The sequence below is a fragment of the Streptomyces sp. NPDC059994 genome (assembly GCF_042737755.1).
Classification (GTDB): Bacteria; Actinomycetota; Actinomycetes; order Streptomycetales; family Streptomycetaceae; genus Streptomyces.
This window is the reverse complement of the sequence record NZ_JBHWUR010000001.1, coordinates 165,042-183,088: the sequence shown is the minus strand read 5'-3', so window position 1 is coordinate 183,088 and position 18,047 is coordinate 165,042. Positions and strand designations below refer to the sequence as shown.

General features: G+C 71.5%; 18 protein-coding genes. 17 read left to right on the top strand and 1 reads right to left on the bottom strand.

Features of this window, described 5'->3' with window-relative positions; translation table 11 throughout:
- Positions 1 to 236 precede the first annotated feature (236 nt).
- The 17 genes from ACFWA7_RS00825 (at position 237) to ACFWA7_RS00745 (ending at position 17,422) form a co-directional block, all read left to right on the top strand.
- Positions 237 to 785, top strand: a complete 549-nt coding sequence (locus ACFWA7_RS00825; protein WP_385536009.1) for a hypothetical protein — start codon at positions 237 to 239, stop codon at positions 783 to 785.
- Positions 786 to 822: 37 nt separating this feature from the next.
- Positions 823 to 1,875: a GDP-mannose 4,6-dehydratase gene (gene gmd, locus ACFWA7_RS00820; protein WP_385536011.1), complete on the top strand. Its 1,053-nt coding sequence runs from the start codon at positions 823 to 825 to the stop codon at positions 1,873 to 1,875.
- Complete coding sequence (locus tag ACFWA7_RS00815) at positions 1,872 to 2,813, top strand: FkbM family methyltransferase (RefSeq protein WP_385819994.1); 942 nt, start codon at positions 1,872 to 1,874, stop codon at positions 2,811 to 2,813. Before gmd ends, ACFWA7_RS00815 begins: the two co-directional genes overlap by 4 nt.
- Positions 2,806 to 4,545, top strand: a complete 1,740-nt coding sequence (locus tag ACFWA7_RS00810) for an amidohydrolase family protein (RefSeq protein WP_385819992.1) — start codon at positions 2,806 to 2,808, stop codon at positions 4,543 to 4,545. Before ACFWA7_RS00815 ends, ACFWA7_RS00810 begins: the two co-directional genes overlap by 8 nt.
- Before the next feature lie 79 nt (positions 4,546 to 4,624).
- The gene (locus ACFWA7_RS00805) at positions 4,625 to 5,860 is read left to right on the top strand and encodes an aspartate aminotransferase family protein (RefSeq protein WP_385819990.1); all 1,236 of its coding nucleotides are present in this window, start codon (positions 4,625 to 4,627) and stop codon (positions 5,858 to 5,860) included.
- Positions 5,857 to 6,120: an acyl carrier protein gene (locus tag ACFWA7_RS00800; protein ID WP_385819988.1), complete on the top strand. Its 264-nt coding sequence runs from the start codon at positions 5,857 to 5,859 to the stop codon at positions 6,118 to 6,120. Before ACFWA7_RS00805 ends, ACFWA7_RS00800 begins: the two co-directional genes overlap by 4 nt.
- Positions 6,117 to 7,241: a beta-ketoacyl synthase N-terminal-like domain-containing protein gene (locus ACFWA7_RS00795; protein ID WP_385819986.1), complete on the top strand. Its 1,125-nt coding sequence runs from the start codon at positions 6,117 to 6,119 to the stop codon at positions 7,239 to 7,241. Before ACFWA7_RS00800 ends, ACFWA7_RS00795 begins: the two co-directional genes overlap by 4 nt.
- On the top strand, positions 7,241 to 7,999 hold the full coding sequence (locus ACFWA7_RS00790) for a 3-oxoacyl-ACP synthase (RefSeq protein WP_385819984.1): 759 nt from the start codon (positions 7,241 to 7,243) through the stop codon (positions 7,997 to 7,999). Before ACFWA7_RS00795 ends, ACFWA7_RS00790 begins: the two co-directional genes overlap by 1 nt.
- The gene (locus tag ACFWA7_RS00785) at positions 7,996 to 9,354 is read left to right on the top strand and encodes a class I adenylate-forming enzyme family protein (RefSeq protein ID WP_385819982.1); all 1,359 of its coding nucleotides are present in this window, start codon (positions 7,996 to 7,998) and stop codon (positions 9,352 to 9,354) included. Before ACFWA7_RS00790 ends, ACFWA7_RS00785 begins: the two co-directional genes overlap by 4 nt.
- A 68-nt stretch (positions 9,355 to 9,422) precedes the next feature.
- A complete protein-coding gene (locus ACFWA7_RS00780) occupies positions 9,423 to 9,713 on the top strand; it encodes an acyl carrier protein (RefSeq protein WP_266986571.1) in 291 nt (96 codons plus the stop codon).
- A complete protein-coding gene (locus tag ACFWA7_RS00775; RefSeq protein WP_385536027.1) occupies positions 9,710 to 10,753 on the top strand; it encodes a hypothetical protein in 1,044 nt (347 codons plus the stop codon). The genes ACFWA7_RS00780 and ACFWA7_RS00775 overlap by 4 nt, the downstream gene beginning before the upstream one ends.
- Positions 10,750 to 11,490, top strand: coding sequence for a 3-oxoacyl-ACP reductase FabG (gene fabG, locus ACFWA7_RS00770; RefSeq protein WP_385536029.1), 741 nt, complete (start codon positions 10,750 to 10,752; stop codon positions 11,488 to 11,490). Before ACFWA7_RS00775 ends, fabG begins: the two co-directional genes overlap by 4 nt.
- Positions 11,491 to 11,515: 25 nt before the next feature.
- On the top strand, positions 11,516 to 12,811 hold the full coding sequence (locus ACFWA7_RS00765; protein WP_385819980.1) for a glycosyltransferase: 1,296 nt from the start codon (positions 11,516 to 11,518) through the stop codon (positions 12,809 to 12,811).
- Positions 12,808 to 13,818 carry a Gfo/Idh/MocA family oxidoreductase gene (locus tag ACFWA7_RS00760; RefSeq protein WP_385536033.1) on the top strand — a complete coding sequence of 337 codons (1,011 nt, stop codon included), beginning with the start codon at positions 12,808 to 12,810 and terminating at the stop codon, positions 13,816 to 13,818. Before ACFWA7_RS00765 ends, ACFWA7_RS00760 begins: the two co-directional genes overlap by 4 nt.
- 69 nt (positions 13,819 to 13,887) lie before the next feature.
- On the top strand, positions 13,888 to 14,979 hold the full coding sequence (locus tag ACFWA7_RS00755; RefSeq protein WP_385819978.1) for an inositol-3-phosphate synthase: 1,092 nt from the start codon (positions 13,888 to 13,890) through the stop codon (positions 14,977 to 14,979).
- A gap of 60 nt (positions 14,980 to 15,039) precedes the next feature.
- Positions 15,040 to 16,290, top strand: a complete 1,251-nt coding sequence (locus ACFWA7_RS00750; RefSeq protein WP_385819976.1) for an MFS transporter — start codon at positions 15,040 to 15,042, stop codon at positions 16,288 to 16,290.
- Positions 16,291 to 16,294: 4 nt separating this feature from the next.
- A complete protein-coding gene (locus tag ACFWA7_RS00745; protein WP_385819974.1) occupies positions 16,295 to 17,422 on the top strand; it encodes a hypothetical protein in 1,128 nt (375 codons plus the stop codon).
- A 60-nt stretch (positions 17,423 to 17,482) separates the two neighbouring features.
- On the opposite strand, the gene ACFWA7_RS00740 is transcribed toward ACFWA7_RS00745, so the two are convergent.
- On the bottom strand, positions 17,483 to 18,034 hold the full coding sequence (locus tag ACFWA7_RS00740) for an AAA family ATPase (RefSeq protein WP_385819972.1): 552 nt from the start codon (positions 18,032 to 18,034) through the stop codon (positions 17,483 to 17,485).
- Between the last annotated feature and the right edge of the window lie 13 nt (positions 18,035 to 18,047).

Here is an 18,047-nt window from a genome sequence, read left to right as displayed (position 1 = left end):
TCTCTTTTTTTCCCCTCGTTATTGGGGCCGGGGCACCCAAACCGCCCCGCTAGGGCGTTCCCTGTGTTTTGCGTTTTTTTGGCTTCTGTGGTTCTCCCCCCCAATTTTTGTCCCAGCCCACCACCGCTTGACCCCCGACTTCCTTGGCTCTTAGCCTTTTGGCACATGATCATCGCAGAAATCGGCAGCGCGATTCACGTTTTCTGGTCCGCCTCATGGCGTGGAACGGTCGTGATATGAAAGAACGGCTGAATCAATTCTCTTCGGCTCCGCCGCAGACGAGAATGCTCGTCTGCGCGGACGGATCGACGACCCTGCTGCTCGACGCCCTGGTCGGCGAGCGGCTGAGCGTACGGATCGACCACCAGCAACAGGTGCCCGCCGCGCATGTCCGGCGCATCGGGTGCCAGATCCTCGGCGCCGCCCCCGACGCCCTGGTGGTCGACCGCCAGACCAGGATCCTCACCCCCGACGACGAAGTCATCAGCGTGAACCGGGTGGTCATCGCCGGTCGTGAGAGCGACCGCCTCGTCCCCCCGCCCGACGAACTCCTGGGCCCCTACCTCAAGAAGGTGGGGCTGGCGCTGAAGCGCGAACCGATCGCCGTGTCACGGGACACCTGGCCGCTCGGCGCCACCTCGCCCGCGTGCGTGAGCAAGGAATACATCATCGACTGCGGCAGCGCGGGCCGGGTGTACGTGCACGAGCGGTTCAATCCCAGGTTCGTTCCCCTGGAACCTCGTCACACCCTGGAGCCTCTGGAAAGGGACGGTCGATACACATGACTTCCGGAAGCACACCCCCGCTCCGGAGCGATTCGGCGTGAAGCGCGCGCTGATCACCGGAATCACCGGCCAGGACGGCTCCTATCTCGCCGACCTCCTGTTGGACAAGGGCTACGAAGTCCACGGCATCGTCCGCCGCAGCTCGACCTTCAACACACGCCGGCTCGACCACATCTACCGCGATCCGCACGACGCCGGGCGGCGGCTGATCCTGCACTACGGCGATGTCAGCGACGCGAGCCGGCTGGTGACCCTGCTGGCGCGCATCCGGCCGGACGAGGTCTACCACCTGGCCGCGCAGTCCCATGTACGGGTGAGCTTCGACGAGCCGGAGAACACCGGCAACATCACCGGGATCGGCACCACCCGTCTGCTCGAAGCCATCCTGATGTCGGCGCGGGACATCCGTTACTACCAGGCCTCGTCCTCGGAGATGTTCGGAGCGACCCCGCCGCCGCAGAACGAACACACCGCCTTCCACCCGCGCAGCCCGTACGGCGCGGCCAAGGTGTACAGCTACTGGATGACGCGCAACTACCGTGAGGCGTACGGGCTGTTCGCGGTCAACGGCATCCTCTTCAACCACGAGTCGCCCCGGCGCGGCGAGACGTTCGTGACCCGCAAGATCGCCCGAGCGGCGGCGCGCATCAAGAACGGGCTGGAGAAACACCTCTACCTCGGCAACATCGACGCCGTCCGCGACTGGGGATACGCCCCGGAGTACGTCGAGGGCATGTGGCGCATGCTGCAGCGCGACGAACCGGACGACTACGTACTGGCCACCGGAGTCGGCTCCACCGTGCGGGAGTTCGCCGAGCACTGCTTCTCCCACGTCGGCCTCGACTGGCAGAGCCACGTGCGGCACGACGAGGCGTATCTGCGCCCCACCGAGGTCGACTCGCTGATCGGGGACGCCTCCAAGGCGCGTACGGCACTGGGCTGGAGCGCGCGCACCTCGGTGGAGCGGCTGGCCCAGATCATGGTGGACGCCGAGCTCGCCCGGATCGGGGCCAACGGCCGAGAACCGTCGAACGTCCTCCCCTTCGCGGATTCCCGGGCACACCACGAGCAGACTCGGAGCCGTCTGTGACCCCACCCGACCGCACCGCCTGGCGCACCGCGCTCGACCGGCGCTCCCGTACGGCAGGGATCGGCGGGCTCGCCCAGCGCCTGCGCCACCCCGTCAGGACCACCTACCCGACCACCCGCGCACTGCGCGCGCGACGACACCGCGGCGAGGGAGCGCCCTCGACCGCGAAGACCTTCTGGGGCCGCGAGATGTCGATCGCGCTCCCCGAGGAAGTGTCCATCTCCCTCCACCGGTACGGCTTCGTGGACTACGACCTCACCGCCTTCCTCCTCTCCCATCTGCGCCCCGGCTCGACCGTGCTCGACGTCGGCGCCCACATCGGCTACTACACGATGTGGGCGAGCGACCTGGTCGGCCCGGACGGCACGGTGATCGCTTTCGAGCCGACCCCCTCGACGCTCTCGGTGCTGCGGATGAACGCCGCCCGCCTGCCCAACGCCTCGGTGGTGGCCGCGGCGGCCTGGTCCAAGAAGGAAGAACTCGTCTTCTTCGACCACGGCCTCGGCTACAGCGCCTACAACTCCGCGTTCGAGGCACGGCTGCCCGACGCCGTCCGGTCACGGATCCCCTCCGAGCCCTTCACCGTGCAGGCGATCAGCCTGGACGACTACGTACGCGCCGAGGGCATCGACGCCGACTTCATCAAGATCGACACCGAGAGCGCGGAGGCGCACGTCCTGACCGGCATGCGCGACCTGCTCTCCGGACAGCGGCCCGTCATCTCCCTTGAGGTGGGCGACCTCGACGTGGCCGGCGCACCCTCCAGCCGGGAGCTGGTGGACACGCTGACGGCCGCGGAGTACGAGCCGTGGGAGCTGCGCGGCGGAACCCCCGTGCCCCACCGGCCGCAGAAGCACTACGAGTACCAGAACCTGCTCTTCGCACCGGCGGGCCTGTGGCACTCACCCGACACGAGGAGTCCGCATCACCATGCATGACCTGATCATCCGAAACGGCTCCGTGTGCGATGGATCCGGCATTCCCGCACGCATCGCGGACGTCGCCGTGGACCACGGTGTGATCACCAAGGTCGGGCGGGTCACCGGCCGGGGCCGCACCGAGATCGACGCCGAGGGCCACCTCGTCACCCCCGGCTTCGTCGACATCCACACCCACTTCGACGGGCAGGTCAGCTGGGATCCCCAGCTCACCCCGAGCTGCTGGCACGGGGTCACCTCGGTGGTCATGGGCAACTGCGGGGTGGGTTTCGCGCCCGCCCGGCCCGACCGCCACGACTGGCTCATCGGTCTGATGGAGGGCGTCGAGGACATCCCCGGCGCATCGCTCTCCGAGGGCATCACCTGGGAGTGGGAGACCTTCCCCGAGTACCTCGACGCCGTGGAGCGCGTACCCCGGGTGCTCGACGTGGCCGCGCAGGTCCCGCACGGCGCCCTGCGCGCGTATGTGATGGGCGAGCGGGGCGCCGACAACGAGCCGCCGACCGAGGACGACCTGCGCCGGATGTGCGCGCTGGTGCGCGAGGGGCTGGACGCGGGCGCCATCGGTTTCTCCACCTCGCGCACCCTCACCCATCTCGCCATCACCGGCGCCCCGGTGCCCGGCACCTTCGCCGCCGAGGACGAGCTGTTCGCGCTCGGCGGTGTGCTCGGCGAGGCCGGGACCGGGGTGTTCCAGCTGGTGCCGCTGGGGGCGGGCGGCGAGAAGGTCGACGACCCGCTCGGCGAGATCACGTGGATGCGCCGGCTGTCGGTGGCGGTCGGGCGCCCGGTCACCTTCGGGCTGTTCCAGAACGACAACGACCCCGACGGCTGGCGGGAGTTGCTGCAGATCGCCGAGGACGCGGTGGCGGACGGCGCCGACCTGCACCCGCAGGTGGCCGGGCGCCCGTTCAGCGTCATCATCAGCCTGGACTCCACCCACCCCTTCCACAAACGGCCGTCCTACAAGAGGATCGCCCATCTGCCCGCGCACGAGCGCCGGGTGGCGATGCGCGATCCCGCGCTGCGCGAGCGGATCCTCGCCGAGCAGCCGGAGAACGCCGACCCCCGCTCCGCGCTGTTCCCGCAGGGCTACGAGCGGCACTTCCCGATGGACGCGACCGCACCGGACTACGAGCCCGCGGCCGACCGGTCCTTCCACGCCCTCGCCCAGCGCACCGGGCAGGACCCGGAGGCGCTGATCTACGACTTCCTCACCTCCGAGGAGACCAGCGGCATGATCTTCCGGCCGCTGCTCGGGTACACCGAGTACACGCTCGACCCGATCCGCGAGATGCTGCTGCACCCCCAGGCGGTCCTCGGCCTCAGCGACGCCGGCGCGCACTGCAGGCTCATCTGCGACGCCAGCACCCCGACGTCGATGCTCACGCACTGGGCCCGCGACCGCAGCCGGGGAGCACGGCTCCCGCTGGAGTACGTCGTCAGGAAGCAGACCTGGGAGCCCGCGCGGCTGTACGGGCTGCGCGACCGGGGGCTGCTGCGCCCCGGCTACCGGGCCGACATCAACGTCATCGACCTCGACCGGCTCAGCCTGCGCTCCCCCGAGTTCGTCCACGACCTCCCCGCGGGCGGCGGACGGCTGATCCAGAAGGCGGACGGCTACGCGGCGACGGTTGTCGCGGGCGAGATCACCTTCCGCGACGGCGAGGCGACCGGCGCACTGCCCGGCAAGCTCGTCCGCGGCACCCGGTCGGCCCGGGCCGCGCGGTGACCGCGCACCCCCGTCCCGTACCCGCAGGGCGGGCGGACAAGGCGAACGAAGGACGTCAAGCTACAGAGGGGACCACGCCGTGACCGACGTTTCCGAAGCGCTCCGGCTCGACAATTCCATGAAGTTGCTCGCCCGCGGCCGCCTCGTCGACGCGACGCTGTCCGAGAAGGACTACGTGATCGAGCGCGACCGGCTGGTCGACGGCGCCTACCCCGTCTACGGCGAGCGGGCCAGGGGCGCCCGCATCTGGGACGCCGACGGCAACGAGTACCTCGACTACATCCTGGCGTACGGCACGATCATCCTCGGGCACGCGGACCCGGTGGTGACCGAGGCCGCTCTCCGGGAGATCGAGGAGGGCTTCTCGATCACGCTCCGCAAGCGGACGCAGATCGAGCTCGCCGAGCGGCTGGTGCAGATCATCCCGGGCGCCGAGCGGGTGTTCCTGCTCAAGACCGGATCGGACGCCACCAGCGCGGCGGTCCGCCTGGCCCGCGCGTACACCGGCCGCGACCGTGTCGTGCGCTGGGGCTACAACGGGTGGCACGACTGGGCCGCGCAGCGACCCGGCGGGATCCCCGACACGGTGCGCGCCCAGGTCGACACCTTCCGGTACAACGACCTCGACAGCCTGCGTGAGGTCTTCCGCGCCCACCCCGGCCAGGTGGCCTGCCTGCTGCTGATGCCGTTCGAACTCGACAGCCCCGAGCCCGGTTTCCTCCGGGGCGCGGTCGACCTGGCGCACGAGCACGGGGCGCTGGTGGTCTTCGACGAGATGCGCTCCGGGTTCCGGGTCGCCCTCGGCGGCGCGCAGGAGCTGTTCGGCGTACAGGCGGATCTGGCCACCTTCAGCAAGGCGATGGCGAACGGCTGGGCGGTGTCGGCGCTGACCGGCCGGGCCGAGGTGATGGCCATGGTCGGCCGGACCCACATCTCGTCCACGTTCTACTCCAACACCGTGGCGATGGCCGCGGCGGTGGCGACGATGGACCAACTCGCCGACGGGACCGTCCTGGAGAGGGTGCGCCGGCTCGGCGTCCGCCTCCAGAGCGGCCTCGACGAGCTCATACGCCGCCACGGCGTCCCGGCCCGGGTGCGCGGTGTGCCGCAGATGCCGTTCCTCACCTTCTCCCATCCCGACCCGGCTCGCGCGCGCCTCATGCAGGACGTGTTCTTCACCCACACCACCCGCCGCGGCGTACTCCTGCACCCGACCCACCACTGGTTCATCTGCGCCGCCACCACCGACGCCGACCTCGACCACACCCTGGCGGCCTGCGACGAGGCGTTCCGCGCCGCGGCGAAGGTGGCGTGAGCGTGGTGGACACCCAGCAGGCGATGCGGGCCCGCGTACGGGCCAAACTCGCGCACCAGTTGCAGGAGGAGGAGCCGGGCCTGTCCTGGCTGAGCGACACCGAGCCGCTGGCGCCCGCCGGAGTCGACTCGGTGCAACTCATCTCGGTGGTCGGCCAGTTGGAACAGGAGCTGGGCGTGGCGCTGCCGGACGACGCCGTCCTCGAATCGGCGAGCATCAGCTCGCTCGCTACCGCACTGACCCGGGGAGAGCGCCGATGAGCAGCACACGCGCCACGGTCGCCGTCACCGGTCTCGGTGTGTGCGGCCCGGGCGGGGTCGGCGTACCCGCACTGTGGGGGGCCCTGTCCACCGGCAGGGCCCACCACCCGCCCCTCACGGATTTCGACGCCACCGGGGCCACCCTCGCCGCGGCGGGCCAGGTGCCGGGCCACACCGGCGGGGACGGCGTCTGGCGGGCCCTCGACCTCGCCGAGACCGCCGTACGGGAAGCCGTCGACGGCGTCGACCGCGAGCGCGTCGCCCTCGTCCTGGGCACCACCGACCCCGGGGTGGTCCCGCCCCGGCCCGGGCACTTCACCGGCGACCTGGCCGGGGCCTGCGCGGAGCGGACCGGACTCGGCGGCGAAGCCCTGACCATCGCCAACGCCTCCGCATCGGGCGCCGCGGCCATCGCGGTCGCCCGCGACCTGGTGGCCCTCGGCGAGGCGCCCGTGGCCGTGGTCGGCGGCGCCGACGCCGTGACCGACATGGCCTTCCTGGGCCTCAACTCGCTGCGCACGCTCGGCCCCAAGGGCTGTCGGCCCTTCAGCACCGAGCGGCGCGGCATCGGCGTGTCCGAGGGCGCCGCGGTGCTCCGGCTCGAACCGCTCGACGACGCCGGGCCGGGCGCCACCGCACCACTGGCCGTCCTGGCCGGCTGCGGGCTGACCAACGCCACCCGCCACCTCGCCGCCCCCGGGGCCGACGGCATCGAGCTGGCCGTACGGCTCGCCCTGGCCGACGCGGGTCTCACCCCCGAGGACATCGACTTCGTCAATACCCACGGGCCGGGCACCCGGCGCGGCGACACCGCCGAGATCGAGGCGCTGCGCGCGGTGTTCGGCCCCCGGCTGTCCTCGATCCCGGTCAACAGCGTCAAGGGCGTCCTGTGGCACCTCCAGGGCGGCGCGGGCGCGGTCGAGGCCATGGCCTGCGTGCTGTCGCTGGCGCACGGCGCGGTCACCCCGACCTGGGGCGCCGAGCCGGTCGACCCGATCTGCGCCGACCTGGACCTGGTCCTGGAGGACGGCCCACGGCAGCTGCCGGACCTGAGGACCGCGCTCAGCGTGTCCTGCGGTCTGGGCGGGATGAACACCGCACTCGTCTTCCGGAGGCCCTGATGGACGACTCGGTCGTGATCACCGCCGTGGCCTCGGGCGAGGTCGACACGGCGGAGCTGTGGGACGCGCACACGGCGGGCGCGGACGGCTGGCAGGACGTCAACAAGTGGACGCGGGAACTGCCGGAGCGCATCGCCGAGTTGGCTGGCCACGCCCTCGCCGGGGCGGGCGCTGCGGACCCGGGCGACACCGCCTGCGTCATCGGCTCGGTGTACGGGGCGGGGCATGTGGCCGAGACCATGCGCGCCCGGCTCGACGCGGGCGCCCGCTCCTCGCTGGCACCCGAGTCGTTCCTGTACTTCAACGCGCACGGCGTGACGTCGCTGATCTGCCTGCGCCACCGGCTGCGCGGCTACTGCGCCACCGTGCTCGGCCCGGGCGCCGGACTCCAGGCCCTCGCCCTCGGGCAGCGCAGGCTCCGGCTCGCGGGCGACGGCCCGGTGCTGTGCGGCGCGTACGAGATGCTCAGCCCGGCCGCCGCCCGCGCCCGGGGCAGCGACCCGGTGACCGGCTGGGCCGCCTTCCTGGTCCTGGAGACGGCCGCGCGCGCCCATGAGCGGGGCGCCCGCGTACTGGCCCGGCTCGGCCCCGTCCAGACGTGTCCGCCCCCGTTGGAGCGGCCGGCCGACATCCGCGCGACCGCTCCCCTGGCAGAGCTGGCCACGGTGCTCACCGACGACGGCGCACCCGCCACGACGACCGTTGCGGCGGCAGGACGGCGGCACGGCTACCGCTGCACCGCCTACAAGGAGGGATGACCGTGGACGACACGCTGGTGGACGTCCTCGCGGGGCACCGCCGCGCCGGGCGCGGCGACCGCCCCGCCCTGGTGGACCAGCGGCGCTCGGTGACGTACGCGGAGCTGGAGCGTGAAGTCACCGCCCGAGTACGTGAGTTGAGATCAGCGGGTGTCCGCCCGGGCACCCGGACCGGCGTCGTCCTGACGTCGTCGCTGGACTCGGTGGTCGACTTCGCCGCCGCGACCTCCCTGCACGCCGCCGTGCTCGTACTCCAGGAGCGCGCGGGCGAGGCGGAACGCTCGGCCGCGCTGGCCGGCTTCGGCGCCGAACTGAGCATCGACGCCGCAGGGGTGACCCGGCTGCGGTCGCCCCGGCCCGGCCGGGGCGGCCCGGCCTTCGCGGTGACGAGCTCGGGCACCAGCGGCCGCCCCAAGGTGATCTCCCGCGAGTGGTCCGGCACCCTGCACAACTCGGCCACCTTCGCGCGGGGTCTCGGCATCGACGCCGACGACGTCGTGCTCACCACCAGCCCGCTGGGCCACAGTTACGCCATCGAGGCGGGCACTCTGGCCGTCCTGTCGGCCGGGGCCTGCCAGGTCATACCGTCCGGGCCGCTCACCCCGGTGAGGGCAGCGGCCCTCGCCGAGCGCCACCGGCCCACCGTTCTGCAGAGCGTTCCGCTGATCCTGGACTGGTGGGGCCGGGGCGGCGTGCCGCACACCGGCTCCTGGAAGCGGTGCGTCAGCGCGGGCGAGGCCCTCCCGGCCCAGGCGGTCACCGCCTGGCACGACGCGGGCATCACCGTGTACGACCACTACGGCAACTCCGAACTCGGCCAGCTCACCCTCCACCCGGCCGGAGGCGGCGGCAGCGTCGGACACCCGCTGCCCGGCGTCAGACTCAAGGCGGGCGGGGACGAGCCCGGGCCCGTGGTGGCGTGCTTCCCCGGCCTGTCCCCGGTCCGGATGGAGGAGGGGCACCCGGTGCCGCTCGCCGACAACGAGGGCTGGGTCGCCACCGGCGACCTCGGGGTGCTCGACGACGGCGGCCTCCGGCTCACCGGCCGCAGCGACCTCGTCATCAACATCGGCGGGAACAAGGTCTCCCCCCTCGAAGTGGAGACCGTTCTGCGCGCGCTGCCCGGGGTCAACGACTGCGCCGTGGTGGGGCGGCCGGGGCCCTCGGGCGAGAACCAGGTATGGGCCTTCGTCGAGGCCGGCGCCGAGGAGTTCGACGCCGCGATGCTGCGCCGCCGGGCGGGCGAGCTCCTCATGACGGTCAAGGTCCCCTCGGTGATCCGCCGGGTCGACCAGCTGCCCCGGACGGGCAGCGGGAAGATCCGCCGGGGTCTGCTGATCGAGGAAGGCGCCTGACACACCGTCAACCAGGGCCACTTCGCGCCCGAGCCATCGACACACAACGGCAACAGGAGGAGAAGGACATGACCAACGGTGCCGACGCACAGCCGATCGACCGCGAGCACGTCATGGAGCTCATCACGACCGTGCTCGCGGAACGCCCCCATCTGCCCGACCAGCTCAGCGAAACCACCACGCTCGACGAGATCGGGATGGACTCGCTCGACCTGATCGTGGTCCTCTCCCGCTTCGAGGAGAAGTGGGGTGTGCCCTACAGCGGCGAGGAGACCGACGGCACGGCCTTCGACAACCTCGGGCACCTGGCCGACACCCTGGTCGCCCGCGCGCGGACCGCCGGGCGAGAGCTGCGGTGACCGCCACGATGACCCCGCGGTTCGACCAGCTGGGCGCGCTGGGGTGGCAGGACCGCGCGCTGGACGGGCTCAACTGCGTCCTGCGCTGCGTGGAATCCGTGCTGCACTTCCGGGGCCTCGGCCCGCTGGCGGTCGCCCGCGCGCTCAACGGCCCCCTCGACCCGGTCGGCCGCGATCTGGCGAAGGACTTCGACGGCTGCCGGGTGGACTACCGCACCGAGTTCGACGACGGCAGCCGCAACGTGCCGTTCGTCCTGGAGCGCCTCGGCGCGGGCGAGCCGGTGATGGTGCTGCCGGACCGCTTCCACCTCCCCGGCGACGTGTACGAGGGCCGCTTCCACTTCCACGACCACGCGGTGCTCGCGGTGGACTGGTCGTCGCGGGACAGCGTCATGACCGTCCTGGACACCGACGCCGACCCGGCCGACGGCTTCCGCCGGCGCTGGACGCTGACGCCCGCGCTGAAGGCCCTGTTCACCTGGGTGGGCACCGTCACGGTCACCGACGCGCCGGATCACCGGGGCCCACAGGAGTACTTCGCCGAGCGGCTGCACCGCGACACCGCGCTGCTCTCGGTGGGCGCGGACGCCCTCGGCGCCCTCCTCGACGAACTCACCGAGAGCGGCCTGGGCGCGGTGACGGCCAGAGCCCTGCACGTCCTGGTCCTCGGCGACATCCAGCCCCAGCTGTTCATCTACGCCAACGCGCTCGCCGTGGCCCCCGCCCCCGGCGAACCGCTCGCCCTGCCCCCGGAGTTGGCGGCCGTACGCAAGGCCGCACTCGACGCCCGGGTCCACGCCAAGCGCCTCGGCATCGCGCTGATCGCGGCACACGAGAAGCCGGACCCGCTCGCGGTGTACCCGCGCGTCCTGGAGCTGAGCCGTCCGCTGCGCACCGCGCTCGACCGGCTGCGCGAGGCCCTGGTCGCCGCGGGCGGCCAGGAAGGACCGGCCGACCCCGGCGCGTCCGCGCGGCTGCGCGCCCGGTTCGCGCGGATGGAGAGCACCTGCTTCCCCGTACCCGAGGAAGCGGCGCCGTGAGCGCGCAGGTGGCCCTGGTGACCGGGGGGTCCGGCCCCCTGGGCCGGGCGATCGCCCACTCCCTGGCCCTGGCGGGATACGCCGTGGGGGTGCACGCGCACCGCAACGAGGAGGCCGCGGCGGCCGTGGTCGACGACCTGCGCGCGGCGGGCGCGGAGGCACTCTCCCTGACCGCCGACCTGTCCCGCCCGCACAGCGGCGAGCACCTGGTCGGGCGGGTCGTGGAGGAGTTCGGCCGGCTCGACGCGCTGGTGGTCAACGCCGGGGTCCACCGCGACCGGCTGCTCCTGAACGTGGCCGAGGACGAGTGGGCCGACCAGATCGCGGTCAATCTGAGCGGCGCGTTCCGCTGCCTCCAGGCCGGAGTGAAGGCCATGACGCGGCACGGGGGCGGGCGGATCGTCCTCGTCTCCTCGGTGGCGGGACTGCGCGGTCAGCCCGGCCAGGCGGCGTACGCGGCGAGCAAGTCCGGCCTGCACGGGCTGGCCTGGACGACCGCGAAGGAGTACGGCCGGTACGGGATCACCTGCAACTGCGTGGCTCCCGGACTGATCGCCGGCACACCCGCCCACCACGGCCTGTCCGCCAAGGCGCGGGACGGCGTCCTTGACCGCACACCGCTCGGCAGGGCGGGCCGCGTCGACGAGATCGCCTCGGTGGTGGGCTTCCTCTGCTCTCCCCCGGCGTCCTACGTGTCCGGGCAAGTGATCGCGGTGGACGGCGGGTTGACGGCATGAGGACGACCGACGAGCAGGAGGACATGTGACCGAGCGAGTGTTGTTCTTCCCCTGGGGCTGGGGAGGCGGCGCGGCCTACACCGGCCGCTGTCTCGCCCTGGCCTCGGCTCTGGCCGGGGCGGGCGACGAGGTGGCGTTCGCGGACTGCGGCATCAACGCCATGGTGCGCGAGGCGGGGTTCCCGGTCCTGGAATCCGGGCCCGAGGCGCCCCGGCCGCCCGACCGGCACCCCATGCCGCCGTACCTGCCCTTCGCGGACGTGGAGCGCGTGTTCGCGGTCGCCGCGACCTACCACCGCGTCGAGCGCGTCCAGCGCCGGATCACCGCCGACGCCCGGCTGATCGAGGCGTTCCGGCCGACGCTCGTCGTCATCGACATGTGCCCGACCGCGGCCCTCGCCGCACGGGCCGCGGGCATTCCCGTGGTATCCCTCGCCGACGCGGACTTCATCACCCCGCGGGCGAACGGGTGGATGCCGTGGTCCACGGTGGCGCCGCGCGATCTGCTGCCGCACCCGTCGAGCCTGCCGGTGTGGGACCGGGTCTCGCGCGAGCTGGGCCTGGGCCCGGTGGCCCGCGCCGAGCACCTGCTGTGGGGCGAGGTCACCCTGGTGTCCAGCCTGTCCGCCCTGGAACCGGTCGCCGGGTCGCCGCACCGGGGCGCGCTGCACTTCGTCGGGCCGATGTACTGGAACCCTGCGGTGGCCTCCGACGGCCCCGCTCCCCCGCGCACCGACCGGCCGAAGGTGTACGTCACCATCGGCAGCGGCGGCACGGTGGGCCGTCAGGCGCTGCAGAACGTACTGGACGCCTGCGCGGACCAGCCGTGGAGCGTGTACGTGTCCAGCGGATTCGCCTTCGAGGGCGGCCTCGCGGTGCCCGACAACGTCGTGGTGGCGGGCTTCACCGGCCTGGACACCCCGCTGGAGTGGGCGGACGTGGTGGTCGACCACGGCGGCTCGGCCACCGTGCTCGCCACCCTGCTGCACGGCAAACCGCAGGTCGTGATGCCGTTCATGTCCGAACAGGAGATGAACGGGCGGCAGTTGGTGGAGGACACCGGATCCGGCGTACTGCTGCGGACCAGTGAGACCACCCCGTACGGCCGCCTCACCTTCGGCGACCGCTACTCCGGCCCGTCCGACCAGCCGTGCGTCGGCGCCGACGACGTCCGCAAGGGCATCGCCGAGGTGCTCGGCGACCCCGCGTTCACCCAACGCGCCGCACACTGGGGCGCCCGTCTGCGCGAGTGCCGTGAGGCGACGGACCTGGTCGCGCTGGCTCACTCCGCCCTCTCGCCGGTGACGGGGGCGGGCCGATGAGCGCCGGGATGGTCGTGGGCATCGTGGGCTGCGGTCAGATCGGCGCGATGTACGCCGAACACCTCGACGCGCTGGGCTCGTACCGGGTGGTCTGCGTGGACGCGGACCCCGCCCGCGCCGGGAAACTGGCGCAGGACGCGCCTTCGCGGACCGTCGCGGACTCGGTCGAGGAGTTGGTGTCCGGCGGCTGTGACGCGGCGCTGGTGACGTCCGCCACCACCAGCCACCCGGAGCTGGTGGGCGCGCTGATCGACGCCGGTATACCGACCCTGTGCGAGAAACCCCTGACCATCGACCTCACCCGCACGGAGGCGCTGGGCACACGGGCCGAGCAGCGCGGTGTGCCGTTGTGGGTGGGCTTCCAGCGCCACTTCGACCCGGGCTTCGCCGATCTGCGGGCCCGTACGGCGGGCGGGGAGCTGGGGCCTGTGCAGTTGCTCCGGCTCGTCTCGCACGATGTGTCCATGCCGCCCATCGCGCGGCTGCGCGAGAGCGGTTCGATCTTCACCGACCTCATGCTCCACGACTTCGACATGGTGCGGTGGCTCACCGGGCGCCGGATCGTCCAGGTCGTCGCGGACGGCTCGGCACTGTCCGGCCCGGGCCTCGCGGACATCGGTGACTTCGACACGGTCACGGCGACGGTCCGCCTCGACGACGGCACGCTGGCCGCGCTCTCGGCGGGCCGGTGGCAGCCGGTGGGCTATGACGTACGGGCCGAAGTCCTGGGCGCGAAGGGCAACTTGCAGGCCGGGCTGACCCGCGCGGAGACACCCGGCACGGGCAGCGTGGAGACCTCGCGGTTCCGGGGGTACTGGGACCGGTTCTCCACCGCCTACCGCGAACAGGTACGGGCGTTCCTGACCATGGCCGCGGGCGGCCCCTCCACCCCGGCGGCGGGCGGCTGGCGCGACTCGTACGAGGCGCTGCGCTGCGCGCTGGCGGCGGAACGGTCGGCCAGAACGGGTTCGGTACCGGTGACGCTCCGAACACGGCCGCGGCCGTGAGCCCGGCCAAGTCACCAACCCCCATTGCCACCTTGAACCTTGATACGGCGACTCTGCGAAGGGAAAACCATGAGCAAGATCCGCGTGGCCATCGCCGGCATCGGCAACTGCGCCGCCTCGCTCGTCCAGGGAGTGCACTACTACGCCGACGCGGACCCCGCACTCCGCGTCCCCGGCCTGATGCACGTCGAGTTCGGCGGGTACCACGTACGCGACCTGGAGTTCGTCGCGGCGTTCGACGTGGACGCCAAGAAGGTCGGCCAGGACCTCTCCTCCGCGATCTCCCAGTCCGAGAACAACACCATCCGCATCTGCGACGTCCCGCCCACCGGCGTCACGGTGCGGCGGGGGCCCACCCTGGACGGGCTCGGCCACTACTACCGCGAGACCATCACGGAGGCCGCCGAGGACCCGGCCTACGTCGTCGCCGTACTCCGCGCCACCGAGGCCGACGTCCTCATCTCCTATCTGCCCGTCGGCAGCGAGGAGGCCGACCGGTTCTACGCCCAGTGCGCCCTCGACGCGGGGGTGGCCTTCATCAACGCGCTCCCCGTGTTCATCGCCTCCGATCCGCGGTGGGCGGCGAAGTTCACCGAGGCGGGGGTGCCGATCATCGGCGACGACATCAAGTCGCAGGTCGGCGCCACCATCACGCACCGGGTGCTGGCCCGCCTCTTCGAAGACCGCGGCGTCCACCTCGAACGCACCATGCAGCTCAACGTCGGTGGCAACATGGACTTCCGCAACATGCTCGAACGCAAGCGACTGGTGTCGAAGAAGACGTCGAAGACCCAGGCAGTGACCTCCCAGATCGACCACACCCTGGGCAAGGACGACGTCCACATCGGGCCGTCGGACCACGTGCCGTGGCTCGACGACCGCAAGTGGGCGTATGTACGCCTGGAGGGACGCGCCTTCGGTGACGTACCGCTGTCCCTGGAGTACAAGCTCGAAGTCTGGGACTCGCCGAACTCGGCAGGCGTCATCATCGACGCCGTGCGCGCGGCGAAGATCGCGCTGGACCGGGGGATCGGCGGTCCGCTGCTCGCGCCGTCGTCGTACTTCATGAAGTCACCGCCCCGGCAGTACCGCGACTCGGAGGCCTTCGACGCCGTCGAGGCGTTCATCGCCGCGTCCCCTGACGAACAAGCACATCCGTGACCCACCGAGGGCTCCCGGAGCGGGACCCTACGCGGACCGAGGAAGAAGAGGGCACCAGTCATGTCCGGTCCCGCCACCCTGGCGACCGAGTCCGTGCGCGAGCGGGACTTCCGTCTGCTGTGGATCGGCAGCGGCATCAGCCAGCTGTGCGGGATGTCGACAGTGGTCGCCTTCCCGCTGCTCGCCGCCCAGACCCTCGGGGCGTCGGTCGGCGAGGTCGGTCTGATCACGGCGGCCGGATATCTGCCCTGGCTGATCCTCACCCTGCCCGCCGGGGTGTACAGCGGGCGGCTGCCCCCCAGAACCATGATGCTCCTGGCCGACCTCGGCCGCGCGCTGATCGTCACCATGGTGCCGGTCCTCGCCGCGACCGGGCACCTGGCCCTGTGGCACCTGTACATGTCCAACGTGCTGGTCAGTTGCGCGACGGTGTTCTACGAGATCGTGTACCTGTCCATGCCCCCGCGGATGCTGCCGAAGGACAAACTCGTCCACGGCAACATCCGCCTCCAGATCGCCCGCGCCGTCTCGCTCGCCTTCGGGCCGACACTGGCGGGCTTCACGGTGCAGTTGCTCGGCCCCGAGCACGCTCCTCTGCTCAACTCGGCGGGCTTCGCCGCGTCCGTGACGTGCAACCTCCTCATGCGCTCCCGCATCGAGGCCACCTCTTCAACATCCGGCGCGAAGGGCATGTGGGCCGAACTGTCGGAGGCCGTACGGTTCGTCACACGGCGGCCGGTCATCCTGGCCTCGATCGCGGGCTCGGCCGTCGGGAACTGCTGCTTCGCCGCGTACGAGGCCCTCGTCGTCATCTTCCTGGCCGACGACGTCGGGGTGGCCCCGGGCACCCTGGGCATGCTGCTCGGGTCGGTGGGCATCGGCGGTCTGATCGGGGCGTTCAGCGCGGGCCGCGTCAGCCGCCGCCTTGGCACCGCGCGCGCCGTGTGGATCCCCGCCGCCGTCCTCGCACCGGCGGGACTGCTCCTGCCGATGACCCGGCCGGGCTCGGGGCTGCTCCTCTTCTTCAGCGGCGCGCTGCTCTTCCACGCCGGCTTCTCCGTGTTCACGGTCGGCCAGGCCACCCTCGTACAACTGCTGACCCCGCCCGATCTGCTGCAACGGACCGTCGCCTGCGTCCGGTTCATCAGCCGGGGCATGCTCTTCTTCGGCGGCCTCGTCGGCGGCGGCCTGGGCACCCTGTTCGGCCCACGGGTCGGGCTGGCCATCGTGATGTTCCTCTGGCTCAGTGCCCCGCTCATCACCGCGTCCTCTCGCTTACGGTACTGGCGGGACATTCCTACTGTGGAGTGACCACATGTCTGAGACGATCGACATCGTCATCACAACCATCGGTTCCGGGTCGTTCCTGGAGCACTACGCCGACACCCTCGCCGAATCCGGCGCCCGGCTCGTCGTCATCCCCGACAGGAAAACCCCCAAGGCGTTCTACGAAGCCTGCGAGAAGGCCCGCGGCCGCGGCGCCTCCATCGTCTCCCCCGATGTCGAGGAGCAGGACCGGCTGCTGACCAAACTCGGTGTACCCGACCTGATCCCGTACGACTCCGACAACCGCCGCAACATCGGGTATCTGTTGTCCTATCTCAACGGCAGCGCGATGGCGGTCTCCATGGACGACGACAACCTGCCGATCGACAGCCCCTTCCTCGACGAACACCGGGTGGTGCTGCAAGGCCCGGTACCGCACCGCGTGGTGTCGGCCGGCAACGGTTGGTTCAACGCGTGCGACCTGCTCGAAGTAAGCCCCTGCCGGGTCTTCCCGCGCGGATTCCCGTACGGCCCCCGGGAGACTCCCACCGAGGTCACCAGCACCGAAGAGGTGGCCGATGTGCGCGTCAACGCCGGTCTGTGGCTGGACGACCCCGATGTGGACGCGGTGACCCGGCTCGCGGTCCGGCCCAGGGTGACCGCCTACAACGGCAAACCCGCCGTACTGGCCAGGGACACCTGGTGCCCGGTCAACTCGCAGAACACCGCCGTGCACCACGACGCCCTGCCCGCCTACTACTTCCTGCGGATGGGCCAGCCCATCGGCGGAGCCGCCGTCGAACGGTTCGGTGACATCTTCAGCGGCTACTTCGTCGCCGCGTGCGCCAAACACCTCAGCCACGCGGTCCGGTTCGGCGGCCCCCTGGTCAACCACGAGCGCAACGAACACGACCTGCTCAACGACCTCACCATCGAGCTGCCCGCGATCCGCTTCATGGACGAACTCCTCGACTGGCTGCGGGAGTTCCAACTCCAGGGCAGCGACTACCGCGAGGCGTACGAGTCCCTCAGCCACGGCCTGGAGGACTTCGCCGAACAGGCGCGGGGCGGGGCCTGGTCGCAGGAGGCGCGGGCCTTCCTGCACCGCAGCGCCTACCTCATGCGCACCTGGCTGAGCGCGGTGCGCCGCATCGACGGCCATGGCAACGGCGGCTGAGAGACAGGAGTCCGGCGCGGGGATCCTCCGGGACCGCCCGCGCCGGACTCCTTCAGCTGCTCAGCCCTTCGCCAGAATGGCGTCGACCGTCTCCGCCAGGGTCAGGTCGGAGCTGTCGAACCACGTTCCCTCACCGTCGAGTTCGCTGCGCAGCGCGTCGTCCAGGAACGACCAGTCGTCGGCCAGCACCTTGTCCCGCTCGGCGACCCGCCGGGAGACGACGTCCGCCGCCGGGGCCAGCACGATCAGCCGCAGCGGCAGGTCCTTCAACTGCTCCAGATAGAAATCCAGATGGGCGCGCCGGACCACCACGTCGTCGATGACCGCAACGACACCAGCGGCGTGGAAACTGCGCGCCAGCACCGACGCGTTGCGGGCCCGCAGCAGCAGTTGGCGATCCGCCTCCAGGTCCTCCTCCGGCGAGGGCAGATGCCCGCCCGCGACGATGAGGTCCTGGAGGTGGTCGCCCTCGATGTGCGCGCCGAGGGGGAAACGACGGGCCAGAGCCGCCGACACCGAACTCTTCCCGGATCCTGGAATGCCGATGACGAGAAATACGTCGGAGGCGGGTTCGGTGTCAACGATCTGGCCCTGGAAGGAGGTTTCCGGCATGCTTCCTCTACTC